The 26254-nt window shown below is 47.1% G+C and carries 26 protein-coding genes; 9 read left to right on the top strand and 17 right to left on the bottom strand.

Annotated elements, in window-relative coordinates; translation table 11 throughout:
• Positions 1-24 precede the first annotated feature (24 nt).
• Positions 25-696 (top strand): TetR/AcrR family transcriptional regulator, encoded by a 672-nt coding sequence (locus tag KAH19_RS04485; RefSeq protein ID WP_210685272.1) that lies wholly within the window; start codon positions 25-27, stop codon positions 694-696.
• Between the two features lie 67 nt (positions 697-763).
• Here the strand turns inward: KAH19_RS04485 and KAH19_RS04480 are convergent, their stop codons facing one another.
• From KAH19_RS04480 to KAH19_RS04470, 3 genes are all read right to left on the bottom strand, one after another.
• On the bottom strand, positions 764-1273 hold the full coding sequence (locus KAH19_RS04480; RefSeq protein WP_210685271.1) for a flavin reductase family protein: 510 nt from the start codon (positions 1271-1273) through the stop codon (positions 764-766).
• Positions 1274-1536: 263 nt separating this feature from the next.
• Positions 1537-1767: a DUF6718 family protein gene (locus tag KAH19_RS04475; RefSeq protein ID WP_021721214.1), complete on the bottom strand. Its 231-nt coding sequence runs from the start codon at positions 1765-1767 to the stop codon at positions 1537-1539.
• Positions 1748-2362, bottom strand: a complete 615-nt coding sequence (locus tag KAH19_RS04470; protein ID WP_210685270.1) for a hypothetical protein — start codon at positions 2360-2362, stop codon at positions 1748-1750. Before KAH19_RS04470 ends, KAH19_RS04475 begins: the two co-directional genes overlap by 20 nt.
• A gap of 292 nt (positions 2363-2654) precedes the next feature.
• On the opposite strand from KAH19_RS04470, the gene KAH19_RS04465 reads away from it, so the two are divergent.
• Both KAH19_RS04465 and KAH19_RS04460 read left to right on the top strand, forming a co-directional pair.
• Positions 2655-3761: a hypothetical protein gene (locus tag KAH19_RS04465; protein WP_210685269.1), complete on the top strand. Its 1107-nt coding sequence runs from the start codon at positions 2655-2657 to the stop codon at positions 3759-3761.
• A 167-nt stretch (positions 3762-3928) separates the two neighbouring features.
• Entirely contained in the window at positions 3929-4810 is an 882-nt protein-coding gene (locus tag KAH19_RS04460) for a hypothetical protein (protein WP_210685268.1), read from the top strand.
• Between the two features lie 112 nt (positions 4811-4922).
• Here the strand turns inward: KAH19_RS04460 and gatB are convergent, their stop codons facing one another.
• The 5 genes from gatB to KAH19_RS04435 all read right to left on the bottom strand — a co-directional run bounded on the left by gatB (position 4923) and on the right by KAH19_RS04435 (position 9422).
• On the bottom strand, positions 4923-6365 hold the full coding sequence (gatB, locus tag KAH19_RS04455) for an Asp-tRNA(Asn)/Glu-tRNA(Gln) amidotransferase subunit GatB (RefSeq protein ID WP_009145483.1): 1443 nt from the start codon (positions 6363-6365) through the stop codon (positions 4923-4925).
• Positions 6365-7834, bottom strand: a complete 1470-nt coding sequence (gene gatA, locus KAH19_RS04450) for an Asp-tRNA(Asn)/Glu-tRNA(Gln) amidotransferase subunit GatA (RefSeq protein WP_210685267.1) — start codon at positions 7832-7834, stop codon at positions 6365-6367. Before gatA ends, gatB begins: the two co-directional genes overlap by 1 nt.
• Positions 7835-7850: 16 nt before the next feature.
• Positions 7851-8138 carry an Asp-tRNA(Asn)/Glu-tRNA(Gln) amidotransferase subunit GatC gene (gene gatC / locus KAH19_RS04445; RefSeq protein WP_009145481.1) on the bottom strand — a complete coding sequence of 96 codons (288 nt, stop codon included), beginning with the start codon at positions 8136-8138 and terminating at the stop codon, positions 7851-7853.
• 186 nt (positions 8139-8324) lie between these two features.
• Complete coding sequence (locus KAH19_RS04440; protein WP_210685266.1) at positions 8325-8843, bottom strand: hypothetical protein; 519 nt, start codon at positions 8841-8843, stop codon at positions 8325-8327.
• Positions 8844-8867: 24 nt separating this feature from the next.
• The gene (locus tag KAH19_RS04435; protein WP_210685265.1) at positions 8868-9422 is read right to left on the bottom strand and encodes a hypothetical protein; all 555 of its coding nucleotides are present in this window, start codon (positions 9420-9422) and stop codon (positions 8868-8870) included.
• Positions 9423-9711: 289 nt separating this feature from the next.
• Between KAH19_RS04435 and KAH19_RS04430 the strand changes: the two genes are divergently transcribed.
• A complete protein-coding gene (locus KAH19_RS04430) occupies positions 9712-12339 on the top strand; it encodes an autotransporter outer membrane beta-barrel domain-containing protein (RefSeq protein WP_210685264.1) in 2628 nt (875 codons plus the stop codon).
• Positions 12340-12592: 253 nt separating this feature from the next.
• Positions 12593-13846: a hypothetical protein gene (locus KAH19_RS04425; RefSeq protein ID WP_210685263.1), complete on the top strand. Its 1254-nt coding sequence runs from the start codon at positions 12593-12595 to the stop codon at positions 13844-13846.
• Between the two features lie 126 nt (positions 13847-13972).
• Here KAH19_RS04425 and KAH19_RS04420 read toward each other — a convergent pair whose 3' ends face one another.
• From KAH19_RS04420 to rpmH, 9 genes are all read right to left on the bottom strand, one after another.
• On the bottom strand, positions 13973-14851 hold the full coding sequence (locus tag KAH19_RS04420) for a ParB/RepB/Spo0J family partition protein (RefSeq protein ID WP_210685262.1): 879 nt from the start codon (positions 14849-14851) through the stop codon (positions 13973-13975).
• An 11-nt stretch (positions 14852-14862) separates the two neighbouring features.
• Entirely contained in the window at positions 14863-15582 is a 720-nt protein-coding gene (gene rsmG / locus KAH19_RS04415) for a 16S rRNA (guanine(527)-N(7))-methyltransferase RsmG (RefSeq protein ID WP_210685261.1), read from the bottom strand.
• The gene (gene mnmG, locus KAH19_RS04410; protein ID WP_210685260.1) at positions 15579-17462 is read right to left on the bottom strand and encodes a tRNA uridine-5-carboxymethylaminomethyl(34) synthesis enzyme MnmG; all 1884 of its coding nucleotides are present in this window, start codon (positions 17460-17462) and stop codon (positions 15579-15581) included. Before mnmG ends, rsmG begins: the two co-directional genes overlap by 4 nt.
• Positions 17463-17879: 417 nt before the next feature.
• Positions 17880-19259 (bottom strand): tRNA uridine-5-carboxymethylaminomethyl(34) synthesis GTPase MnmE, encoded by a 1380-nt coding sequence (gene mnmE / locus KAH19_RS04405; protein ID WP_210685259.1) that lies wholly within the window; start codon positions 19257-19259, stop codon positions 17880-17882.
• 108 nt (positions 19260-19367) lie between these two features.
• Positions 19368-20291 carry an RNA-binding cell elongation regulator Jag/EloR gene (gene jag, locus KAH19_RS10920; protein ID WP_246869426.1) on the bottom strand — a complete coding sequence of 308 codons (924 nt, stop codon included), beginning with the start codon at positions 20289-20291 and terminating at the stop codon, positions 19368-19370.
• Positions 20292-20319: 28 nt separating this feature from the next.
• Complete coding sequence (locus tag KAH19_RS04390) at positions 20320-20964, bottom strand: YidC/Oxa1 family membrane protein insertase (RefSeq protein ID WP_210685258.1); 645 nt, start codon at positions 20962-20964, stop codon at positions 20320-20322.
• 45 nt (positions 20965-21009) lie between these two features.
• Positions 21010-21219: a membrane protein insertion efficiency factor YidD gene (gene yidD, locus KAH19_RS04385; RefSeq protein WP_210685257.1), complete on the bottom strand. Its 210-nt coding sequence runs from the start codon at positions 21217-21219 to the stop codon at positions 21010-21012.
• A gap of 15 nt (positions 21220-21234) precedes the next feature.
• Positions 21235-21591 carry a ribonuclease P protein component gene (gene rnpA, locus KAH19_RS04380; RefSeq protein WP_040565072.1) on the bottom strand — a complete coding sequence of 119 codons (357 nt, stop codon included), beginning with the start codon at positions 21589-21591 and terminating at the stop codon, positions 21235-21237.
• Between the two features lie 59 nt (positions 21592-21650).
• Positions 21651-21785, bottom strand: coding sequence for a 50S ribosomal protein L34 (gene rpmH / locus KAH19_RS04375; protein WP_021718820.1), 135 nt, complete (start codon positions 21783-21785; stop codon positions 21651-21653).
• A gap of 355 nt (positions 21786-22140) precedes the next feature.
• Between rpmH and dnaA the strand changes: the two genes are divergently transcribed.
• The 4 genes from dnaA (at position 22141) to recF (ending at position 26254) form a co-directional block, all read left to right on the top strand.
• Positions 22141-23520 (top strand): chromosomal replication initiator protein DnaA, encoded by a 1380-nt coding sequence (dnaA, locus tag KAH19_RS04370; RefSeq protein ID WP_009145465.1) that lies wholly within the window; start codon positions 22141-22143, stop codon positions 23518-23520.
• Positions 23521-23781: 261 nt separating this feature from the next.
• The gene (gene dnaN, locus KAH19_RS04365) at positions 23782-24891 is read left to right on the top strand and encodes a DNA polymerase III subunit beta (protein WP_210685256.1); all 1110 of its coding nucleotides are present in this window, start codon (positions 23782-23784) and stop codon (positions 24889-24891) included.
• An 11-nt stretch (positions 24892-24902) separates the two neighbouring features.
• A complete protein-coding gene (locus KAH19_RS04360) occupies positions 24903-25127 on the top strand; it encodes an RNA-binding S4 domain-containing protein (RefSeq protein WP_009145463.1) in 225 nt (74 codons plus the stop codon).
• Positions 25127-26254 (top strand): DNA replication/repair protein RecF, encoded by a 1128-nt coding sequence (recF, locus tag KAH19_RS04355; protein WP_210685255.1) that lies wholly within the window; start codon positions 25127-25129, stop codon positions 26252-26254. Before KAH19_RS04360 ends, recF begins: the two co-directional genes overlap by 1 nt.

Here is a 26254-nt window from a genome sequence, read left to right as displayed (position 1 = left end):
TTTAGGATAGTTGGAGGTTTCATAGTGGCAATAGACACGTCATTACCTAAGGATATAAGAATTTTGCAGGCAGCGGAAGAAGTTTTTTCGCAGCATGGCTATGAAAAGGCTACGCTCGATGAAATAATAGCCCTAGCTGACGTAGGCAAAGGAACTGTCTATAAATACTTCGGTAATAAGGAGCACCTTTTCTACAAGCTGGTTGCCGATAAAAATGCCCCCTTTTTAGAAAAGCTGCACCAAGCTGTCGATAGTGCAGACAGCTTTGAGGACAAGCTCAAAAAGTATTTTGAGGTAATGGTGCATTTTTATGTTGCCAACAGCACTCTGTGGCAGATTATCTGCTTTGAAATGCTTGGCGGTACCAATGGCTGCAGAGTTAAGCCTGACGGTGACGGCTTTAAGGTTGTTCCCCGCTATAATTCTGTAAAATTGAGCGAGGAAACGATTGAACGCATCCTGCGTTATCACAAAATCCTGCATGATGAATATGATATTTTAGCCAAGCTTATCGAGCAGGCAATGCAGGACAATTTGCTTAAAGAAGACACGGTACCGGAGATTACCACTAAGTTTGTTTTCTTCGGTGTAGCCATGAGCATCTTTAACCAAAGCGACGATATTGCTGCTGATATGACAGACAAGGAAGCAGCAAGAATAATTACCGACCACTTTTTACGCGGCAACGCACGTTGACGCGCATAGTAAAAGCAGCTGCCGCATTGCGGCAGCTGCTTTTGCGTTTGTTACAGTTCTTCGCCTGTTATTCCTCTACATAAGCGGCAGTAATGATACCGGTGTAGCAGGTGTGCCAATCCTTGTTAGCATACCATTTCTCGCCTAGCTCCTTGTCGAACTTATCCTCCGCCATGGTGTAATGCTCCACGATTTTGCATTCAAGGTGCAGGCCGCAGCCCTTGATAACAGGAACGCTGACGGTCTCGCCTGCTTCCGTAGTTAAGCCTGCAGCTGTAAACTTGTCCAGATCACGGCCGGACTTGCTGCCGCACAGACCAAGAGCCTTGGCAAAGCCCTCTTTTACCGGAAAGCTGACGGTAAATTCCGGATTAGCGTCAATCAGCTCCTTGGTATAACGGCTTTGGCGCACCATAACAGTGAAGGTCGGCAGGCCCCACTTAAAGCCCAGGCTGCCCCAGCCGATGGTCATGGTGTTCTGCTTGCCGTCGGCAGCAGTAGTAAGAAAGGCACCCTTGGACAGAGTCTTTAAAATTGCTTCGCCTTGCTCAAAGGCGTTTATTTTTTTCATAGTCATAACAAAACCTCCTCATTTGCTTTACAAGAATATTATACAGCGTTTGCGCAAATGATGTGTAAATTTTTGAGGAACTCATCGGGAAGCAGGCAAAACGATAACGCTAAACATGTGTGCTCCCCTCACCTATCCGATGCGCTTTGCAAAAGTCGTTGGAAAAAGTTGCGAGTTGGTGTAAAAAGTCCCTTGAAAAAGTTGTGAGCCAGCGCCCAAAAAGGCTCCCCTCCTGAACGTTTCCGTTCAGACGGGGAGCCTTAAAAATACTATGCTCGCATCGCTTTGACGAGAGAAACAAATTCCTCCTCATTCTGTGCAAAATGATAGGGTGCATACTCGCCAAAAGCTGTAGGTCTGCTAATTGTCACTAACTGAATGCCTTTGGCAGCAACAAGCTCATTTAAAAATCTTTTTAATTCTACCAAATGCTTTCCATGCATAGTTTTCAACGCATAACAACCATGTTTTGCTGTATCCTTAGCAACCAGATAACACATCACGCAAAACCTCCTCAAATTCAATATCTGTCTTTATCAATCCATTCTCATATTTTTTTCTCATTATACAACCAACAGTATTCGGAAAATCCTTTTTATAAAGATAATCATGCAGCCAGTTGTTAATCTGTCTGTCATATAACGTATTAAACTGAATCTCTATTGGATAAAAGCTATTATCAATCTGAAAGTAAACATGTACTCCTCTATAACCATCATCATCCATTTTTCCATGAGACATATCGGCTATATGAAATAACTCTTTGTCAAAATCTAAAATTTCCTTATATGTATCGCAGAAGGCCCTAAAACCCAGAACATCATTAAATACCTGCTTGACCGGTTTATTAGGATAATAACGATTATATTTTCCTACGATTGATTCTAAACTTTTTATTCTATAGTCAAGCGCAACATCAGCCAGAAGGGTTTGCTCATCAAGCCAATTAGTCATGTCAGTCAGTTCTTTTATAAGCTCTGTCTTATCAAAATGACGCAATGTACGATTTAACGATAGTGGCAAATGACTTTTAAAAGATAATCTCTGCAGAATTTCAATAGATAAGCCATTTAATTCCAAAATATTGTTATTCATATCGCAACACTCCTTATAGCTATTATATAGAAAAGCATGTTAAAGCTCAAGAAAAACTTCTGTTACAATATTATATGCTATACTCATTTGCATTGCACTAATAAACAGCAAATCCGATAATATCAAAAAAGGCTCCCCTCCTGAACGTGCCGTTCAGACGGGGAGCCTTAAAAATTTAAGCCAGGCAGATTTTTATATGCCAAAAAATTTGTCTGTATATCCTATAGGTAGCTTTATATCACTATAAAGAAATGCTATACTTTAGTCAGGAATATCCAAGGAGGTCTTAACCATGCTCAAAAAATTTTTAGCCGCAGCTCTTTTGGCCTGTGTTGCTCTAAATAGTATCGTCCAAGCAGAAGAATCTGCTACCGAAAAAGAAAAGATACAAATTTTAGACCTATACCACATTAATCCTGATAAGACGAATATCAGTATGCAGCATTATAAAAACGAAGAATATGGCTTCAGTTTTGCAGTGCCTGAAAAAGATTACAAAGAATATCAAAGTAAAAACAAGAATATCCTATACTCTTTTCGCGGCGATGGAAGAGTTTTTCTCGTTGATTGTCGCCCATTTATCCTTAAAGCTAAAGATTTAAAAACGCTGAACACCAAGTTTTTTTACAAAAAGCTAGCTGACCTGGAAGAGAAAGGCTATAAGATTCTGCTCAAAGAACAGCTCTCTATTGCCAAATACCCGGCAATGCGTTTTTCATACTACTTACCTGAGAAAGAACTAGCTATTTTTGATGATTACATAATCATTACACCAAATGGTATTTATAAATTTAGCTACGTGGGAAATAGATTTATCTATCCTATTGACGAAAAATTATTTCTCCCTAAAATAATCCAATCCGTTAAAATTACTCCTCTAAGCGATGATATTTACAGACGTCCTTTTACCACAAAAACTCTAAAAGATTATCCTGCATCCTTTACTACGCCAGCTAACTGTATACTAATGCCTATAAAAAATGATCCCAATCACACATTCGCCTATTCTAATGGTTATTTTTTCGTCAGCCCCATGATTGTAAACATTACTGATAAAGCAGAGTTAAGCTTTTATCCTAATTCTTTTGCTAACCTTAGCGATAAAGATAAAGAAACACTTGCTGCTAAAGAAGCTGCACGCATACAAAAGAAAGTAGAAGCAAGGCAAAAAGAAAATCCTAAATACAAGCTTGACAATATCAAAGCTCAATTTATCACTATTGGCGGTGAAAATTGCTTGAATGTAAGCTTTGATTTGTCCAGTTCTACGGAAATGGATTATATCTTCGTTAGGGATGGCAAATTTATTTCCTTTGACTATCAATATCCGTTTGATGATGCCAAACGGCAGAAGGCTGCAGTAGTAAAATCTGCCAAGTCCATTAGGTTTAATCCGTAAGCTAAAGGCTCCCCTCCTGAACGTGCCGTTCAGATGGGGAGCCTTAAAAATTTAAGCCGGGCAGATTTTTATATGCCAAAAAATTTGTCTGTATATCCTATAGGTAGCTTTATATCACTATAAAGAAATGCTATACTTATATCATCTAAAGCAAAGAAGGTGCCCTCATGCTCTACGGCGGTATAAAAATAGAAGAAACTCAAAGTATCATCGTTATACTTAGCGAAGACAACAAACTTTTCATTCCCCATGACATTATTGTTGCCAACAATACCACAGACATCCAAAATTTTGTAAATTCAATGCAAAAAGGTGGCATTACGCCTGAAAAAATTTGCTTTGCTATAAACCCTGTCCATGTTAACAGCATCGAAACCTTTAACAGCTTCAGACAAATTTTCATGCAAGCAGCCTACGATTTACGCATAATAAACACTGCTGCTCAAGGCGATAGTTTTATAGTTGTTACCAAAAGCCGTAACGCTAATGAAGAAGCAACAGCCAACGCATTTATCCTTAAGCATAACTATAATGACAGTAAATATTTTTTACAGAGCGATTTTCGTCAAAATTACTTCTACAATTGTAATTTAAGCGATTATTTCAACCTAATATTTGCTGCGGTATTCATGTTTATTGCCATTTATTTTTTATACTATGGCATACTTTTTGCTGTTCCTCACTTTTTAATAGGTGCCGGTTTAACAATCTGTTATACCCGTCATATGTATTTTGCTAAAATGTCCATAAAAAAGCATACGCCTATTGTTAGTATTGATAAAAACGGCTTGCAGCAAAATTATAAAATCAGATGGAGCTTTCTTGAGCCGCTAAAGATACCACGAACAATATCCTGGAAACAAATCGAAAAAATTGAAGCTTATAAACCAATTATTTGCATCAACCATGATAATAACGAAAGGATTAGTATATGCGTAGCCGGTCAGAGTGAAATCACCTTAAACTTCTATGTCATTGGTATAGACCACGAACATAATTATCGTACACTTTTATTTTACTGGAAATTGTTTCGCAACAACAGCCAATAAATTAATATTGAGAAATAAAAAGGCACCTCGCTCAAACGTAAAATTTACGTCAAAGCGAAGTGCTTATTTTTATGCTTTTAATACACGCAGATATTGCCAGGCTATGTATGCCTTATTGCATTTTTTCTTTGAGCATTTTGGTAACCATGCCCGGGTTAGCTTTGCCGCGAGATTTTTTCATAATCTGGCCAACGAGGAAGCCGATAGCTTTATCTTTACCGGCTTTGTAGTCAGCAACGGATTGCGGGTTCTCAGCAATGGTTTCTTCAACCAGCTTGAGGATAGCGCCTTCATCACTAACCTGCTCCAGACCGAGCTTCTTAACGAGAGCCTTCGGAGCCTCATCCTCTTTGAGCATTTCGGCAAATACCTTTTTAGCCAGCTTGCTAGACAGCACGCCGTCTTTAATCAGGTTAACCAGCTCTGCCAGGTGTGCAGGGGTTACCTTGAAGTCAGCAATGGTAATGCCTTCGTTGTTCATGTAAGCAGATACATCGCCCAGCAGCCAGTTGGAAACTGCTTTGCTGTCCTTAGCGGTCTTAACTGCTTCATCAAAGTATTCAGCCATAGCCTTGGTGGAAACGATCTGGGAAGCATCATATTCCGGCAGACCATGCTCGCTCATCAGGCGTGCCTGACGCTGAGCCGGCAGCTCCGGCAGAGTTTCGCGGATACGCTCAATCCAAGCATCGTCCAGCTGTACCGGAACGAGGTCAGGCTCAGGGAAGTAACGGTAGTCATGTGCTTCTTCCTTAGAACGCATGGACAGGGTTACGCCGTTAGCTTCATCCCAGGTACGGGTTTCCTGAACAACGTGGCCGCCATCTTCCAGAACCTCTTTTTGACGCTCAACTTCATAGTTGATAGCGCGCTCCAGAGCACGGAAGGAGTTCAGGTTTTTGATTTCGGCACGGGTACCGAATTCCTTAGCGCCTTCGGGCATGATGGAGATGTTAGCGTCGCAGCGCAGGCTGCCTTCCTGCATTTTGCAGTCGCAGACATCGGTATATTCCAGAATTGCTTTCAGATTTTCCATGTAAGCACGAGCTTCGGCAGCACTACGCATATCCGGCTCGGATACAATCTCAATCAGCGGTACGCCTGCACGGTTGTAGTCAACTGCGGAGGAATCGGAGGTGCTGATGGTTGCGCCGCTGTGATTCAGCTTGCCTGCATCCTCTTCCATGTGGATACGGGTAACGCCGATGCGTTTATGCTCGCCGTCAACAACGATGTCGATATGACCGCCCAGGCAGATAGGTTTATCAAATTGGGAAATCTGATAGTTCTTGGACAGGTCAGGATAGAAGTAGTTTTTACGGTCAAATTTGTTGTATTTTTGGATATCGCAGTTCAGCGCCAGGCCAGCCTTGATAGCGAAATCAACAACCTGCTTGTTCAGCACAGGCAGTGCACCGGGCATACCCAGGCAAACCGGGCATACATGGGTGTTGGGCAAGCTGCCGAAAGCAGTGGAGCAGCTGCAGAATGCTTTAGTTTTGGTTTTCAGCTCGGCATGAACTTCCAGGCCGATAACGGTAATATATTTAGTCATTATTTGTTACCTCCCAGCGGTGCGAATACTTTATGATATTCGGTTGCCTGTTCAAAGGTATAAGCAGCACGCAGAATGGTTGCTTCGTCCAGAACCTTGCCGATCAGCTGCATACCGATAGGCATGCCGTCATCAGCAAAGCCGCAAGGAATGGAAATACCCGGCAGACCAGCCATATTTACCGGAATAGTGGTTACGTCCAGCATGTACATGGTCAGCGGATCCATCTTGTCGTTGATGCCGTAAGCAGGAACCGGAGAGGTCGGGGTCAGCAGTACGTCGCATTTTTCAAACGCAGCTTCAAAGTCGCGGCGGATGAGGGTACGAACCTGCATAGCCTTGTTGTAGTATGCATCATAGTAACCGCTGCTCAGTACGTAGGTGCCCAGCATAATGCGGCGGCGTACTTCCTGGCCGAAGCCTTCGGTACGGCTCATGGTGGTCATTTCCGGAGCGGAGGTTGCATCTACATTGCGGTAACCGTAGCGAACGCCGTCGAAGCGTGCCAGGTTAGCGGAGGCTTCAGCCGGAGCGATGATGTAATAGGTAATTACAGCATATTCGGTATGCGGCAGGGAAACCTCAACGATTTCAGCGCCCAGCTCTTTATATTTTTCAACGGCCTTCATGATTTCAGCCTTAACCTTAGCATCAACGCCTTCACCGAAGTATTCCTTCGGCAGACCGATGCGCAGGCCTTTAACGTCATTTACCAGTGCTTTGGTGAAGTCGGGAACCTCTACGTTCAGGGAGGTGGAGTCCATATCGTCCTTACCGCAGATGCTGTTGAGTACCAGAGCAGCGTCGGTTACGTCTTTAGTGATAGGTCCGATCTGGTCCAGAGAGGATGCGAATGCTACGCAGCCATAACGGGATACACGGCCATAGGTCGGTTTAATACCAACGCAGCCGTTGAAGGATGCCGGCTGACGGATAGATCCGCCGGTATCGGAGCCCAGAGTCCAGATAGCTTCGCCTGCAGCGATAGCAGCAGCACTGCCGCCGGAGGAGCCGCCGGGAACGCGGTCCAGGTTCCAAGGGTTATGGGTTACACCAAAATGAGAGGTCTTGGTGGTAGAGCCCATAGCAAATTCATCCAGGTTGGTTTTGCCCAAGAAAATGGTTTCATCAGCGCGCAGGTTTTTGATAACATGTGCGTCATATACAGGAATGAAGTTCTCCAGCATTTTGGAGGAACAGGTAGTGCGCAGGCCTTTGGTAGAAATATTATCTTTGATTGCGCCAGGGATACCTGCCAGCGGAGCGATTTGCTCGCCTGCGGCAATCTTAGCATCAACCTTGGCAGCCTGTGCCAGAGCGTTTTCTTTATCCAGGGTTACGTAAGCGTTAACCTGGTCTTCAACTGCGTCGACACGCGCAATAACAGCGTTAGTTAATTCGACGGAGCTTACTTCTTTGTTGACGAGCTTTTCATGCAGCTCGTGCGCAGTAAGTTTATACAAATCCACAGCGTTTGCCTCCTTCTTATTCGATTACGCGCGGTACCTTAAAGCCGTCATTGTGAACAGCAGGAGCGTTCTTCAATGCTTCCTCGTGGGATACGCCTTCTTTGACAACGTCCTCACGCAGTACATTGCTTACCGGCAATACGTACGGGGTAGGTTCGATACCTGCGGTATCAATTTTTTCAAGAATGTCGGCATAGTTAAGAATCTGGTTGAACTGCTCGGTGAATACTTCCATCTCGGAAGCAGGAACAGTCAAACGGGAAAGCTGTGCGATATGCTTTACGTCTTCAGCAGAAACTTTCATTTTTTCACCATCCTATAAAAACTCGTTTTATTTTTACAAATAACCTGTTTTATTATAACACATTTACTGAGCAAAGTACACTGAGTAAGGCGCTTCGGCAATGGTTGCGGGGATATTTTTAGGAAAAAGCTGCTCTCACAAAAAGAACCGCCTCACGGCGGTTCTCTAAACTCCAAGCATCAGTCGCTATTTCCCTTCTCGCTTGCTCACCTTAACATACAGCCTTTTTAAAATATCCATTGCCTCATCCTGCTGCATACTGCTTAGCTGCGGCTTTACCTTGCGTCTGTTTTTATTTTTATAGCTGCCAAGAGCAATATAAAACTCCTTCGTTGTCGCATCGTGCGCAAACAGCATATCCGTCTGCTTCTGCTTTTGCTCCGTAAACGGCAGCTTTTGGATAAAAGCATCCAGCTCTGCCAAATCCTCACTTGTCACCTCTGCCGATGACAGCAGGCAATTCCCGCCCTTTTTATCGACAAAAAAGCAGCTAAAGGTACCCTGCCCTTCCTTAAAGGGATCATAATTAACCTCAAACCTGTAGCACAGGGTGCGGAACTGATGGTTCCGGCTCATATAAAAAGCAGACCATTCTACATGTGTCATCTTATCTTCTCCTTGTACCGGCGCACAACCTATATTAACTGTCAGCAGTACAAGCACCGCCAGCAGCATTTTGGTGATTTTCCATGATTTACTGTGCATACCGTTCACCGCCTTTGTTAAGTCTTAATTGTGAAGCGGAGCTCTGTCCTTAGCCTTCAGGTAAAGCTGCAGAAACTGCTTTTGCATTTCCGCTCTTTGCTCCCCGCTCAAAGGCGCCGTCAGCTTCTTGACGCTTCTATCCTTATAGTTGGCGATACACACATCAAAAATCTCATTGGTTTCATCGCAGACAAACAGATCCTTATCTACCGGCTCAGGTTCCTTGGGCGGTGCCAGCGGCAGTCCTTGGATAAGCGCATCAAGAGGCGCAAGCTCCTCGCGCGTCACGGGCACGCTCTCCAGCTCACAGCGCCAGATTTCGTCATTTAGATTTGCCGGAGCCTTAAAGCTGCAGTCATAAAGCATCTGCCCGCTTTTAGCATCCAAACGCAGCGCATAATTATAGCTATAATCATAATTCGAGCCGTTTCTGTATAATTGCATACCCGTCCATTCTATACGTCCCATGCTATCGCCTCCCCGCACCTGGGCATAAATCAGCTTTGCTGTCAGCAGCAGAAGCGCTGCCAATAACAGCAGGTGAATAATTCTCAGCTTATTGCTTTTTTGTTTGCGCATGCTGCTCACCGCCTTTTGCTATTCTTCTGATGATAGCATAGCGTATTTGCGGTGCGTTGTCCCCACCCGAAAAGGTAATTTTGGGTAGGAAGGATAAGGTGACTGCAAAATTTTTCGCAAAATCAGCAAATTTTTCACTTCACCCTACCCGAATTTGCCCTTTGGGGTGGGGCTTTTTCCTGCTTTCTGATATATAATGCAGATGTAGAAAAGAATCGGCTGATTAATTATTGTAATATTCTTAAAGTTTTCTTTATATTGGCCGATTTAAAGAAAGGTGGTCTTGTTTATGCAACGCAAAAAATTAATCTCCAGAACCCTGACAACAGCTGTAATGCTTGCGCTGTACATCGGGGGGGCACAACCATCCATTACTTCTGCACAGGAGTACACTGACCAAATCACCGGTGCGGGTGACTCTTATGCAGCTCATGGCATCCGCACTACTGTCGGTATGGAATCAACTTATACCTTCGCTGAAGGTGACGTAGTAAAATGGACTAACGCCTACCCTGCTGTTGAGGTTTGGGACGAAGGAACACATTTAAAATTTACTACGCCGCTAAATCTGCAGCTTGATATTAAAGATGGTGCTACCAGCGGTATTTATGCAGCAACCTCTAACTACGATACTCCCGGCAGGCTCACTGCCCAAGATGTGAATATCACAGGTCAGTCTACAGGTGATGTAGATCAAGGTAGAATCTATATTTCCGGCATTGAAACTTATGCTGCCGATATCAAGATAGAAAACCTCAATATCGATATCATGGCTGACGGCAAGCCGGAAAGTATTGCCGATGGTATTTTCATGGGCCGCGATATTGAGGATGAAGACAGCGAACATACTTTGACCGTAAGCGGCGCTACAAATATCAAGGCTGTCTCTAAAAACGGCTCTTATGCCTGGGCAGCAGGTATTGAAGCCCAAGACCAGGCCAAGATGAACTTTGGCAAGCTGACAATCGCTACCGAAGCTATGGCTGAGAATTTAGCCCGTACTAACGGCATCTTTGCAGCAGGCAACTCCGAAATCAACGCCGGCGAAACACATATTGACGTAAAAGGCATTTCTCCGAATCCTGATGAATCAAGCTACAGCTATGGTCTTAATGCTATCCACAGCTCCACCATTACTCTCGGTGACAACAGCACTATTCACGCTGAAAGCAGCGGCGATGGTGCGGTTATGACCGTTGGTGTTCGTGCAGGGTATTATTCCGAGGTCAACCTGGGCATTACGAATATCAGAGCTGAAAACAATAGTGCGGAAGGTACTGTTGATGTACTATTTGTCGAAGATGGCTCCGTTCTTAACATGGCCGGCGGCAGCATAACCGGCGCCAACAATGCTAACAATGGCTTGTTCAACGCTATCAATGCTTACGGCGAAGATCCGGACCCGACCTGGCACACCGATACTATTGTCAACATTAACCAGGGTACCACTAACGATGTGGTAATCGTTGGCGACGTACATGCAGCCAACACCGCCATTGTCAACCTCAACCTGAATACTGACGCTTCCAGCATCACCGGCAATCTCGACCAAAGCGGACCTTATGAAGATAAGGATGATTCTGCCGGTACCATTAACCTCACCCTCGCCAATAAGGCTACATGGCATGCTATGGGTGAATACGGCATTGGTTATAGCTATCTGGAAACCCTCACCCTGAATGACGGCAGCATCACCATGACCAATGAAGAGGTGCAGAACATTGACATTAATCACCTGCAGGGCACCGGCGGTGAGCTGACGCTGGAGGCTGATGCAAACCTCAATACAGGCTTCTTCCGCGTAAACAACGCTGATACCGACGCTGCCGCAGTACATACCTCTTATGCAGGCATCAATGCTGATAACGTGAAGGACGCAGCCGGATTAGAAGGCCTTGTTAGAAACAGCCTGAAGATTCACGATGACAGTGCGGCAAAATTTGACGTTCAGGTAAACGAAGGTCTGCTCATCGGCCAAATGCAGGCAGATACCATCAACCATATTGACGGCAACGCAATCGCCAATGTAAAAATTGCCCAAAGCACTACTGTAGATGCTATCAGCCATCTGCAAAACGCTGCAGCACTGTCCTGGAGACAGGAGGATGCTACCTTGAGCAAACGCTTGGGCGATTTGCGTCAGGGCGATGGCGACCAAGGCTTCTGGGTACGCTTGAACCGCGGCGAATTCAAATATGACAATGCCAAGAACCAAAATAATTTCTTCCAGATGGGTTATGATAAGGCTGGCGGCGATTGGCATTACGGCGCTGCTATCAGCCGTAACAGCGGTAAAACCACCTACGGCGATGCAACAGCGAAAAACCACAGCCTGGCACTTACTCTGTACGGCACCTGGCTGGGCGATAAGGGACATTATGCAGACATCGTACTGAAGGAAGGCCGTCTGAGCAATGATTACGATATCTCTGCACCGATTGGCTTCACTCACGGTCAGTACAAAACCTGGGGCAGCAGCATCAGTGCCGAATACGGCAGAGAAATCGCTATGGGTGACAAGGCCTACTTCACTCCGCAGGCACAGCTTTCCTGGCTGCGTATTGCCGGTAAGGATTACACTACCGCCAACGGCATTGCTATCAGTCAGGACAGCCAAAGCAGCACCATCGGCCGCTTAGGCTTCGAACTTGGCAGCAGACTTGGCGACAACGGTAATGTATACGCCAAAGCTTCTGTACTACATGACTTCGGCGGCAGTGCTGACACCCGCCTGAGCTACAACGGTGTATCCACCACCTACAGCAACGATTTGGGCGACACCTGGTACGAGGCAGGCATCGGCTTCAACCTCAAAACCAAGGATAACAGCTATCTGTATGCAGATGTTTCCAAAGCCTTCGGCGGCGACTACAAGACACCTTGGCAATGGAACGTAGGTATGCGGTGGACCTTCTGATAGGTTATAATTCTTCAACATATAATCACATCCTATGCTGTAAGTAAACAGCAAAAAAATTGTGCGGTCGTAAAAAGCCGCACAATTTTTGTGTTTATCTCTAAAATTCAGCTGAATTTTGCTATTGCTACGATATTTTATCATCTTTTAAAATAAAACCAACCCCATCCTACCCAAATTTCCCCTTTCGGGTGGGGCGCTGACATTCTTTTTGCGCTATAATGAAGGCAAGATAAGGAAGGGAGATGTTCCTATGTTTAAAGAAAACGACGAATGTTGTGCTATACAATGCGAAAAATGCGGCGGCACCATGTATTCCGACGCTGCCAGCACCAGCTTCATCTGCTCCTTCTGCGGCAACCAGGAGCCTTGGCCGAACAGCAAAAATATTCTTGATAGCGAAATCAAGTATCGCCATAAGCCTGTAGAAGTTGTCAACGGTCTGGTAAAGCTGGGCCACGTATACTTTATGGAGCCTTTGCCCGAAATGCTCAAAAACGATACCCAAAGCATCGAAGATAAGCTGGGCGTTTTCAGCGCCCTCAGCACCAAGGTTTACGAAGAAAGCCACACCGTTAAGCTACCATGCCCGCTCTGCGGTGCCGATGTTACCGGCGAATCCACGCAGACTATTTTTACCTGCGAATACTGCGGTCACCGTCTGACGCAGGAGGAGCTGAAGGCCGGCGGCTACAACAAGGACCAGCTTATCGGCGCAGGTTCCCGCAGCTATCCCTCCATCGCCCTGCCCTTCAAGCTCAATAAAGAGCAGGCCTTTGGCAGAGCACAGTTGCTGATGAAGCGCGAGCCTATGTCCTTCAAGGGTGCGGAAAAAGCCATTAAGGAAAAATTTACCGCCTTTTATACTCCCTATACACTTGCGGACCTGCGCGTCAAAGCGCAAATCTCCAGCAACAAGGGTGACTGCGAAATTTATCAGGAGGTTTTGAACTGGGTATATCCGCAAACCTATGTCTTTGACGAAAACGCCGTCGATATGGTTGCTCCCTGGAACTTTGATGAATTCGCCCCCTTTGACCCCGTATTTCTGGAGGGTGATGTACATATCACCACCCGCAGCAATCTTTTCCCGGTACAAAAATATCTTGACCGCATGATCAACGAGCAGCTTTGCAACAGGCTCTGCGAAAATTACGGCTTAAAGAATGTTACGATTGAAAAATGGGCACGCAATATCCGCAAGCATTCGGCTGACATCATGCTGCCGATTTATTATGTTGACTATACCGACAACAGCGCCGGCGAACGCTTCGTCATCGTTGTCAACGGCCAGACCGGCGCAGCCAGTGCCCGCTTCGTCAACAGCAAGGACAAGGTACGCAGCCTGCAGCTTCCCGCTAACAGCAAGCTGCCGCGCTTTGCCGAAACAACTATGCGCACACCGCCAATGATTGTACGCTATGTTAAGCCCAAATTCCTGCATGAGGTAATTCCGCCGGAGAAGGGCTTCAAAAAGAGTCTTTTCCAGATGCTCAAATTCTGGTAAAAATCCGGCTTCGTTCGGAGCATAATAAGCCACCTCCTTGTACAAAAAAGCAGAGAGCTGTGTTTCACGTGAAACACAGCTCTCTGCTTTTATCGTTACTGCAGGAAGCTTCCTGCTTTATTACTTTCAGAACAATGGCTTGCTGTTGCCGCCCTTCGGCTTCTTCTGGTTCTTGATGCGGACGCTGACGATGACCTCATCGCCCTCTACCGTCTGCTCCATATTAACCGGAATACCGACATCCTTAATAGCGTTGACAACCTGCTTAATACTGTTCAGGTAAATGCGGACATCGTTGACAATCACCATACGGCGGCGTTTTTCCTGCTGGTTGTCCTCCAACAGCTTATTGATATATTCCTCGGTCTGGCGCACGCTGTAATTCTTGGCAACAACAACCTCCAGCACCTCCAGACGCTTGGCATCATCATCCAGCTTCAGCAGTGCGCGTGCATGACGCTCGCTCAGACCGGCATCCACCAGCACCTTGCGTACAGCAGGCGACAGGCGCAGCAAACGCAGCTTGTTGGCGATGGTGGACTGCTTCTTGCCTACACGCGCAGCCATTGCCTCCTGCGTCAGATGGAACTGCTCCATCAGCTGTTCATAGCCTTCGGCCTCCTCCAGAAAGTGCAGGTCCTCACGCTGCAGGTTTTCAATCAGCGCGATTTCCGCAATCTGTTGGGTAGTATAATCGCTGATAATGACAGGTACCTCCGTCAGCTTCGCCATACGGGAAGCACGCAGACGGCGCTCGCCGGCAATCAGCAGATAACGGCCGTCTTCCGCCGGTGATACCAAAAGAGGCTGCAGCACGCCGTATTGGGCGATGGAAGCAGACAGCTCCTCTAAGGCTGCCTCGTCAAAGCTTTTGCGCGGCTGATAAGGGTTGGGGAAAATCTGCCCGATGGGAACCTTGACTACCTTCACCTCATTAACGGCCTTACGCTCGCCGATAATACCGCAATCTGTATCCAATACCGAAAATCCATCATCTACTAACATATGCTTTCCCCCTATTTAGCGCCTAAGGGCTGTTTTTCCGGCGTACCAGCCTTACGCGGGTATTGCGCCGGTGTGCTTTTGATTTTAGCTATCTTTATTATAGCACGTCCATCATCCAGACCGGGTAATTTTACAGGCTCCGCACTGAGAATTTTGCCGCCGAGAATTTTTACCGCAGCCTCGCCCTCGGTAATTTCCTCTGCAAACTTGCTGCCCTTCAAAGCGATAAACTGACCGCCCTTCTTGGCCAGCGGCAGGCAGTATTCGCTCAGCACGCTCAAACGTGCCACAGCGCGCGCCGTTACATAGTCATATTTTTCGCGGTGCTTTTTATCACGTCCCGCATCCTCGGCACGCAAATGCTCGCAGCGGATGCCCTTCAGCCCCAGCTCCTCAATCACCTGCTGCAAAAAGCGCAGGCGCTTGCCCAGAGAATCAATCAGGGTAACCTTCAGCTCGGGGCAGTAGATTTTCAGCGGCACACCCGGAAAGCCGGCGCCCGTGCCCACGTCTGCCAAAGTTTTGCCGGCCATCTCCGCCTCGTAGGCCAGCAGGCTGTCTACCATATGCTTTACGGCAACATCCTCAGGCTCGGTAATAGCGGTAAGATTCATCACCTTATTGGTTTCTACCAGCAGCTCGTAATAACGGCTGAACTGCTCTAGCTGCAGCGGCGTAAAGCTCAAACCGGCCTCCGCACCCTTTTCGGCTAAAATTTCTGCAAAGGTCATTCTTCCTGCTCCTTTCGGCGCTTCAGCTCCAACGCAATCATCAGCACGCTGATATCAGCAGGCGAAACACCGCTGATACGCGATGCCTGACCGATATTCGCCGGACGTACCTTGTCCAGCTTTTCAGCGGCCTCGCTGGAAAGCTCTTTAATTGCACGATAATCTATATCATCAGGCAGGCGCTTGTTTTCCAGCTTCATAAAGCGCTCAACCTCCTGACGCTGTTTCGTAATATATCCCTCATACTTGGCGAAAATCTCGGCCTGCTCAGCTACCTGCGGTGCCAGCTCCGGCAGACCGAAGGCCTGCTGCAGCTTGCTGTAGGTAACCTCCTTGCGGCGCAGCAAATCCAAAAGACTGCTGCCGCTGCGCAGCGGCGCCGTACCCATAGCCTCCAGCTTGGCATTGTTTTCCGCACTGGGAGAAATATTCTGCTTGCCCAGCTCGTTCACCGTGCGCTCCAAAGCAGTGCGCTTTTCGGTGAAAATGCCGTAGCGTTTATCATCAACCAGACCAATAGCTCTACCCTTTTCCGTCAGGCGCAAATCCGCATTATCCTGACGCAGCAGCAAACGGTATTCGGCACGCGAGGTCATCATTCTGTAAGGCTCGGAGGTACCCTTGGTAACAAGGTCATCAATCAGCACGCCGATATATGCCTCATCACGGCGCAATACCAGCGGCTCGCGTCCGTTAATCTTCATCATAGCGTTGATACCTGCCATCAGGCCTTGGGCAGCAGCCTCCTCGTAGCCGCTGGTACCGTTGGACTGACCGGCGCTGAACAGACCGCTGATAGCCTTATGCTCCAGCGACGGATGCAGCTGTAGCGGATCAAGGCAATCGTAATCTATAGCATAGCCTGCACGCATCATCTTGCAATGCTCTAGTCCGGGAATTGTCTGCATAAACTGCAGCTGAATATGCGCCGGCAAAGAAGAGCTCATGCCCTGTACATACATTTCATTGGTACTGCGTCCTTCAGGCTCGATAAACAGCTGATGACGCTCCTTATTGGCAAAGCGCACAATCTTAGATTCGATAGACGGGCAGTAACGCGGGCCGACGCCCTCAATCATACCGTTAAACATACCGGATAAATGCAGGTTATCGCGGATAATCTTATGCGTAGCCTCATTCGTATAGGTCAGGTAGCAGGGAACCTGCTCACGTGTTTTGATATTGCTGATAAAGGAGAAGTTGCGCACCTCCTCATCTCCGTACTGCGGCTCCATCTTGCTGTAATCCAGACTGCGGGCATCAATACGCGCCGGCGTACCGGTCTTGAAGCGCATCAGCTCCACACCGTTCTCCAGCAAAGAAGCGGACAGCTTCTGCGCACTGCGCAGACCGTTCGGACCGCATTCGTAATTAACCTGACCGTAAACAATACGGCCGCGCAGATAAGTACCGGTAGCCAGGATAACGCACTTCGCCTCGAAAACCTCACCGGTTTCGGCCTCTACGCCAACAACCGCGCCGTTTTCTACCAGCAGCTTATCGATCATCAGCTGCTTCAGCTCCAGATTCTCCTGATCCTCGACAATCTTTTTCATCAAGGTATGATAAAAAGGCTTATCCTCCTGACCACGCAGAGCATGCACGGCATAGCCCTTACCGGTATTCAAAAGACGCATCTGGATACACGCCAAATCCGCACTGATACCCATCTGGCCGCCCAAAGCATCCAGCTCACGCACCAGATGACCTTTTGCCGGACCGCCGATAGACGGATTACACGGCATCAACGCCACATTATCCAGCGACAGCGTCGCCAGCAGCGTCTTGCCGCCCAGGCGGGAAGCAGCCAGCGCCGCCTCCACGCCTGCGTGGCCGGCGCCAACGACAATTACATCAAATGTATCTGTAATATAACTCATCTTAATAGACCTCTTAAAAATATATGTACCGGCTATCACCATCTTACATGGGAGATAACCAGAAAATTAGCAGAAAACCCTAACAAGCAATTAATATATCAACAACCCTCAGTCATCGCCTACGGCGATGCCAGCTCCCTTTCAGGGAGCATATAAAAGGCTAGTAGTTAACACTAACTTAAGCAATTAATATATCGCAGCGAAAACATAAAAATTTTAGGGAATGAGTGCCTGGAATAACAGAAATTGCAATACTGTTTGAGCGCTAAACTCACTGCTGCAGCAAAATCTCTTCGCCTAGCGCGAGTTTATTGCAATTTCGTCGTTGTTCCGCACGAAATTACCGGCCGCGAATCGCGGAAAAATTTTTCGTTGCAGCGTGATATGTTAATTGCGACGTACAAACTGCTTGCAACCCTACTTACCGATACAGAACCTCTCAAAAATCTCATTGATAATCTCATCCTGCACCGTATCACCCGTAATCTCCCCTAACAGGTCAATCGCCGAGCGCACATCAATCACAATACAATCATAAGGCAGGAAATCCTGCGCCGCAACCTCCGCATCCTGCAGACAAGCCAGCGCCTCACGCAGCAAACGCTCCTGACGCGCATTCTGAATATATGCACCGTCCTCCAGCGTACCCTTGCTGCCGTAAACATAGCTCTTCAGCCAGGCAGTAAACGCCTCAATGCCAACCAAAGTCTTGGCAGAAAGCGTCATCACCTTATCAGCACCGAAGCGCTCACGCAGCTGCGCCAAATCAACCTGCTGCGGCAAATCGCTCTTATTCACAATCACCACACAAGGCTTGCCGGCCGCAGCCTCTAAAATCGCCTCGTCCTCATCCGTCAGGCCCTCGCTGCCGTCAATCACGCAGATAACCAGCTCCGAATCCGCCAACAGCTGACGGCTCTTCTCCACGCCGATTTTCTCCACAAAATCATCGGTAGCACGAATACCCGCCGTATCAGCCAGCACCAACGGTACACCGTCAAGCAGCAGCTGCTCCTCAATAACGTCACGCGTCGTACCGGCATACTGCGAAACAATCGCACGCTCCTCCCGCAGCAAAGCGTTCAGCAGGCTCGACTTGCCCACGTTCGGACGTCCGACAATAGCTGTACGCAGGCCCTCGCGCAAAATCTTGCCCGTATGCGCATGCGCCAGCAGATGCTCAATCCCGCTGCAGACAGTGCTCAGGCTCTCCTGCACCCTGCCATAGGTAACATCCTCGATATCCTCCTCCGGATAATCAATCACAGCCTCCAGATTAACAACAATATCCACCAACTGCTTACGCAAAGTGCGCAGCTCACCTGCCAGCTGTCCCTTTTGCTGACGCGCAGCCAGCTTCAGGCTTGCCTCACTGCGCGAACGGATAATATCCATAACCGCCTCAGCCTGCGTCAGATCAATCCTGCCGTTTAAAAACGCACGCTTCGTAAACTCGCCGGCCTCCGCCGGACGCGCACCGGCAGCAAAAGTCAGCTGCAGAATCTTCTGCAGCGGCTGTACACCGCCATGACACTGGATTTCCACCACATCCTCCGCCGTATAGGAACGGGGAGCACGCATATACACCGCCAGCACCTCATCAACCAGGCTGCCGTCCGTATCATAAACATGGCCATAAGCAAGCGTATTCACCGGATATGCACCAAGAGCCTTGCCGGAAGCCGCCTTAAACAAGGTCTCGCCCACCGCCAACGCCTGCGGTCCGCTAATACGCACAATACCTACAGCGCCTTCGCCAAGAGCCGTAGTAACAGCACTAATCGTATCCTCAGCCATATGACCCTCCTTCTTTTATCTGTACTGCGTAAAAAAGCTCAGTACGGAAAAAAGGCTGCCGCAAATAAGCCTCTAAATTAACTTAACGCGACAGCCTTGCTTTGTATTTTATTTTTTCAGCTCAATAACCACATGACGATAAGGCTCATCGCCCTCGCTCAGGGTAGTAACACGACGGTCACCCTGTAATGCCATATGGATAATCTTGCGCTCGTGCGGATTCATAGGCTCCAGGGCTACGCGCTCACCGGTACGTTTAACCTTATCTGCCAGACGTGCTGCCAGACGGTTAAGAGTTTCGATACGGCGGTCGCGGTAATCCTCAACGTCAATGATTACACGCACACGCTCATTGCTATTCTTGTTAGCAACAAGATTGGTCAGGTATTGCAAGCTGTCTAAGGTCTGTCCATGCTTGCCGATTAAAATACCCATATCATCACCATGCAGGCGGAAGGTAACGCTGCCGTCATTTTTGTTGATGAATTTTTCCATAGCAACCTCAATATGCATTGCATTGAAGATTTTCTGCAAAAATTCTTTAGCAGCAGCAACTGCCTCATCACTTACATTGTATTTACGCGGTTCTCGGTTCTGACGCTCACGACGCTCGCTCTTTAAAGCATTCAGCGCTGCGATAGCATCATCAACTGCATCATCCTTAGCATCTGCAGCCTTCTTCTTGAAATCCTCGGCAGCTACAGCAGCATCTGCCTTCACAGCATCTGCCTTTTTAGCCAGAGCACCGGCAGCTACGGTTGCAGCCACCTTTACTGCAGCTACAGCGTCGGCAGCAGCCTCGCTGACGGTTTTTTCAGCAGCGGGTGCAGCCTCAGCAGTTTTTTCTGCCTCTGCTTCTGCAGGTTTAACGCTTACGCGTACACGGGCATCCTTACGGCCAAAGCCCAAAAAGCCCTTTTTTGCTTCCTCTAATACTTCAACAACAGCCTGGTCGGCAGTAACATTCAGTTCTGCCAAAGCTGCTGCAACAGCTTCGTCCACGCTCTTACCGGTCTTCTCAACAAAAGCCATCTTTACCAACTCCTATACGCTTACACGCTTATTTAGCAGCAGCTCTGTTCATAATAGACTGCTGTGCAATCTGCATAATATTCATAACAACCCAGTACAGTACCAGACCTGCCGGGAAGGTCAAGCTGATATAACCGATGAACAGAGGCATGAAGTACATCATCATCTTGTTCTGTGCACCGCCGCCGTTTGTCGGCATAGTCTGCTTGGTCTGAATAAAAGTAGTTAATGCGGAAAGCACCGGCAGAACATAGGTCGGGTCTGCCTTGGAAATATCAGCCAGCCACAAAAAGCTGGTAACGATTTCCGGATGTGCTGCATAGTTGTAGTCACGGATACCGTAGAAAATACCAATCATAATCGGCATCTGGATGAGCAGCGGCAGACAGCCTGCCAGCGGATTAACGCCTTCGCTCTTATATAAATTAGCCAGCTCCATATTCAGGCGCTGTTTATCATCCTTATATTTTTCCTGTAAAGCCTTCATCTTCGGCTGAATTTCCATCATAGCCTTAGTTGACTGAATCTGCTTCTGAGTCAACGGATACATAATCAGCTTAATGATAATGGTCATTAACACAATAGCCAGGCCAAGGTTCGGTATACCGACGCTCTCAGTAAAATTGTAGAGCACAGTTAACACCTGTTGTACGATATTAGCGAGAAAATCCAAGATATCACTCCTTAAAAAACAAAGTGTTATAGCTTAATAGTATGCTTATGGCACAGGGTCATAACCGCCCGGATGAAAAGGATGACATTTGGCAATACGCTTAATCGCCAGCCACGTTCCCTTCACAGGACCCTTCTTCTGAATCGCTTCAATAGCATACGCTGAACATGTAGGATAAAACCTGCAGGTCGGCGGTTTCAGCGGTGATATAAAAATCTGGTAGAATCTTACACACAAAATCAGTAACCTGCTCATAGCCTTCTATCCTTATTACTGCAGCAGAGCTGCTCTTTTTGCCAGTCTTAAAAATACACGCTCAAAAGTCTTGTAATCAGCCTTTGTCAGCTTCTTGCGAGCTACCCAGACTATATGGTAACCCTTTTTGAGTTCTGCCTTATGCATGCGGAATACTTCACGCATCAGACGCTTGACACGGTTGCGCACCACAGCACAGCCCAACTTCTTGCCTACTGCCAGACCGATTTTTATATCTTCGCCCTGATCCGGGAGAATATAAAAAACCGACATAGCATCGACAACAGTGCGTCCCTTTACATAGACAATCTGAAAGCTTTTCTTCGATTTAAGTCGATTTAATTTTTTTAAAGTAAACTTTTTCTTTTGCATCAAATGCACACCTGCCCGCATGGAAAAAATAGGCCACTTGCGCGGCCTATTTTATAATGTTATGCAGACAATTTCTTTCTGCCTCTAGCACGTCTTCTTTTGAGAACTTGACGACCGCCCAAAGTTTTCATTCTTTCTCTGAAACCATGAGTTCTTTTTCTTCTGAGATTGTTAGGTTGAAAAGTACGCTTCATTCAGTATTCCCTCCTTATCCACCGCAAAATTTTATCAATTTCTAATTTATGTGAATATTGATAGCTGTTATTTGCTCTACCAACGCGGTAACAGTGCGCCTTTATAAGCACGTACTTCACCACGCAAGGTATTACTAACTTATTATATGGGAAAATAAAAACTTCGTCAAGTAAAAACAGCCATTTTTCTGCCATCTCAGAAATTTTTCTCGAAAATTTGCGAAGTTATCCACAGTCTGATAAAATATATGTGTATATCTAGCTTTACTTAAACCGGCGCTTACACCGCCCTTCCGCGGGCAATGCAGGCTGTCGTTTTTATTTTTCTAAAATCAGCGAGAAAGGATGTATCTATATGAATTCCTATGATTTAGCGGAAATCTGGGTCAGATGTAAGGACAAATTAAAGGAATCCTTTAATGAAAAAGTCTTTAATGTCTGGATTAAGCCGATTATGCCGTTGGAAGTGACAGATACCTACTATAAAGTAGCTGTCAAAAACGATTTTTTTAAAACAATGCTGGAGGAAAACTACGCTCAGGTTATTGAGGGCGTCCTGGCCGGCATTATGAGCAAAAATATCAAGCTCATCATCGAAACCATGGACAACGGCAGCAGCGGATCGGAAGCAGCTGAAGAAATGCCGGCTGTACCTGCCAAGCGCGAACAGCAGCAGCTGTTTAATGAAAACACCTCCGTGCAGCAGCCCGATGAAAGCAACCTGAACCCCAAGTACGTTTTTGAAACCTTCGTCATCGGCAACTCCAACCGCTTCGCCCATGCGGCAGCACAGGCAGTAGCCAACGACCCGGCACATGCCTACAACCCGCTTTTCCTGTACGGCGGCGTTGGTCTGGGCAAAACACACTTAATGCACGCTATCGGCAACCGCATCAAGCAAAATAACCCCAGCATGAAGGTGCTCTACACCTCCAGTGAAAAATTCACCAACGAAATCATCAATTCCATCCAGAACAAAACTACTGAGGCCTTCCGCCAGAAATACCGCAATATCGACTGCCTGATTATCGACGATATCCAGTTTCTGAAGGGCAAGGAACAAACGCAGGTAGAATTCTTCCATACATTTAATGCACTGAAAGATGCCGATAAACAGATCATCATCTCCAGTGACCGTCCTCCGCGCGAAATCGAAACCTTAGAGGACCGCCTGCGTTCCCGTTTTGACCAGGGACTGACGGCAGATATCCAGACTCCGGATTTGGAAACACGTATGGCTATCCTGCGTACCAAGGCTGCATCGGACAATATCGTCCTGCCGACCGAGGTCATTACCCTGCTGGCCACCAACATCGCCACCAACATCCGTGAAATTGAGGGCGCCTACAATAAAATAGTAGCATACACCTCCCTCATGCACATGCCCATCACTGTAGAAACCGCGCAAAAGGTTCTTTCCGACATGGGCAACGATATCAAAACAAGAACCATCACCTATGAAGGCATCATCAAGGTTGTCGCCGATCACTACAATGTTAAGCAGGACGAGCTGTTCAACAAAAAGCGTACGCAAAACATTGCCTTCCCGCGCCAGGTTGCTATGTATCTTTGCCGTGAGCTGGCAGATTTATCCTATCCGCGTATCGGTGAGCTCTTCGGAGGACGTGACCACACGACCGTTATCCATGCTTACGAAAAAATAAGCAACTTTAAAAACAGTAACCTCGCCTTCCAAAACGAGCTGCAGGAAATCATAGAAATTCTGCGGCAATAACAGTAAAAAAGTTATCCACAAAAACTGTTGATAACTCACCCTCAAGCTGTGTATAACTTTTAGGCATAAGTTGATAAAATTTCAGCCTGTAGATTGTGTGTATATTATTTCCCGGTTATCAACAGCCTTATATACATGGGAAATAAGGCATCACAGCTAAGCCCAAAGCACTTTTCCCCACAACTAACAGGCCCTACTACTACGTCGACTACTTTTTATATATTATAACAGTATTAAAAAAACAAGGAGGACTGTGAACAAATGATAATTTCCTGTAATACCAACAGCTTAAATAAAGCAATTCAGACAGTTCAAAGAGCAATTATTTCCAAGCCAAGCACACCTATCTTTTCCGGTATCCATGTTATCGCAGCAGATAACAAGCTGGAAATACAGGCTATGGATTTAAACATGGCTATTTCCTGCACCATTGATGCAGAAATCAGCGAACCGGGGGAAATAGTTGTTTCTGCCAAGCATTTTGCCGACCTTATCCGTAAATTGCCCGCTGAAAGCCTGACCATCAGCAAAAATGAAGAAAAACACTCTATCAAGGTAAGCTCCGGAAAATCCGAATATCAGCTCTTCTTAATGAATGAAGATGATTATCCTAAATTTCCCACCTTTGATGCAGACAGAACCATTGCTCTTGATGACAGCATGATTAAAGAGCTGATCAAAAAGACTATCTTCTCTTGTTCTACCGATGAAGCAAGACCTCTGTTCACCGGTATTCTTGTAGAAGCTAAAGACGGCAAAATTACCTTCGTCGGCACCAATACCCATCGTCTGGCTATCAAATCTTTGCCATATGAGGGAAATGAAGAGCTCAGCATGATTATTCCTTCCAAGGTTCTGGGCGAAATTTCCCGCAACCTGACAGGTGAAGTACCGCAGCAGGTACTTATTTCCCTGCTCAATAACCAGATTATGGTTGTTATCGATAATATAGTTATTGTTTCCCGTCTGATTGAAGGTCAGTTCCCTGATTATCGCCGCGTTATTCCGCCGAAATTCGCTCTGACCAGCAAGGTAAACATTAAAGAGCTTGCCGGCGCTGTTGAGCGTGTTGCTCTCTTCTCTACCGACGGTGATTACAGCATCATCAAAATGAGCGTAGCTGCCGATGAAATTACTATTACCAGCAGCAGCCCGGATGTAGGTACCGGCCTGGAGGTTGTTTCCTGCCAGACTGTCGGTGACCCGCTGAATGTTGCCTTTAACGCAAAATATATTCTGGATATCCTGAAGAACCTGGAAGCAGAGGAAGCGGTTTTATCCATGAATACCTCTCTCAGCCCGGTATGTGTTACCTGTGCCGATGAACCGGATTACACCTATATCGTAACACCGGTACGTGTTGTTTTCTAAGGAGCGGCATTATGCAAAAAGAAACTGTAGAAATTACAACAGAATTTATTACTATGGATAAGCTGCTGAAGTTTTCCGGTGTTGCAGATACCGGAGGCCAGGCATTTTTGATGGTTGAAGATGGCGTTGTCCGCCTGAACGGCCAGCTGGTAACGGAAAAACGTAAAAAGGTACATCCCGGCGATGTAGTAAATATTGATGACCAGATAGAGCTGACCGTTGCCAAAGAAGCTTAATGAAAATCAACAGTCTTTATGCGGTTAATTTCCGCAACTATGAAAGCTGCAAACTGCAGCTTTCATCTATGATTAATGTTTTTTATGGGCAGAACGCCCAAGGAAAAACTAATCTGCTGGAGGCTATTTTTTACAGTGCCTTCGGTATGTCGCACCGTACCTCCGCCGAAGAGGAAATGCTGAAAATGGGTGCCGACGCTATGGCCGTAGGCGTGGAATACGCCAGCTTCAGCGGTAGCCATGAGGTAAAAATAAAAAAGTACCGTCAGCATGAGCGTTGGCAGAAGGAAATATTGCTCGACGGTGCGCGCGTGCGTCCCAAGGAGCATTACGGTGCCCTGAATGCGGTGATGTTTTCGCCGGAGGACCTGCAGCTGGTCAAGGGCGAGCCTGCATTGCGGCGCCGCTTCTTTGATATGCAGATTGCCCAGACTGATCCTGTCTACTACGATTTGCTGCTGAAGTATAACCGTGTTCTGCAGCAGCGCAACCGCCTTTTGAAGGAGCTGCGCGATAACGGCGGCAGTCCTGAGGTATTGCAGCCGTGGAACGAGGAGTTCATCCGTTTGGCGGCAGCTATTGTCCGCAGACGTTTGGCGGCTTTGGGCAAGCTGCAGGCTATTGCCGGAGAGATTTATTCGTCCATTACCAAGGGCAGCGAAATGCTGCAGGTGCGCTACGAGCAGAAGGCTAACAACAGCACTCTGCTCTATCCGCAGTCTGCCGAGGAGGCAGCAGAGGATTTTTACCGTGAACAGCTGTCGGAGCGTCAGCGCCTTGATATCCTGCGAGGTAATACGGGCATCGGTCCCCACCGCGACGATTTGCAGCTATTGCTCAACGGTCTTTCCTTGCGGGCCTTCGGCTCACAGGGGCAGCAGCGCAGCGGTGCTCTGGCACTGAAGCTGTCGCAGCTGCAGTATGTCAAAAATGAGCTGGGCGAATTCCCCGTCCTGCTTTTGGATGATGTCATGAGCGAGCTTGATAACAGCCGCCGCGCCCAGCTGCTGCTGTTTATTGACGGCAGAGTGCAGACCTTTATTACAGTAAATGACCGCGAGCTGATACCGGAGCTCGCCGGTAATGCTTACTTTAAAATTTCCGGTGGCAGTATAAGCGAGGCCTGA

This window comes from Phascolarctobacterium sp. Marseille-Q4147 (assembly GCF_017968825.1).
GTDB lineage: Bacteria > Bacillota > Negativicutes > Acidaminococcales > Acidaminococcaceae > Phascolarctobacterium_A.
Note: the sequence above shows the minus strand (reverse complement) of the source record. Positions and strands in the feature narration are given on the sequence as shown.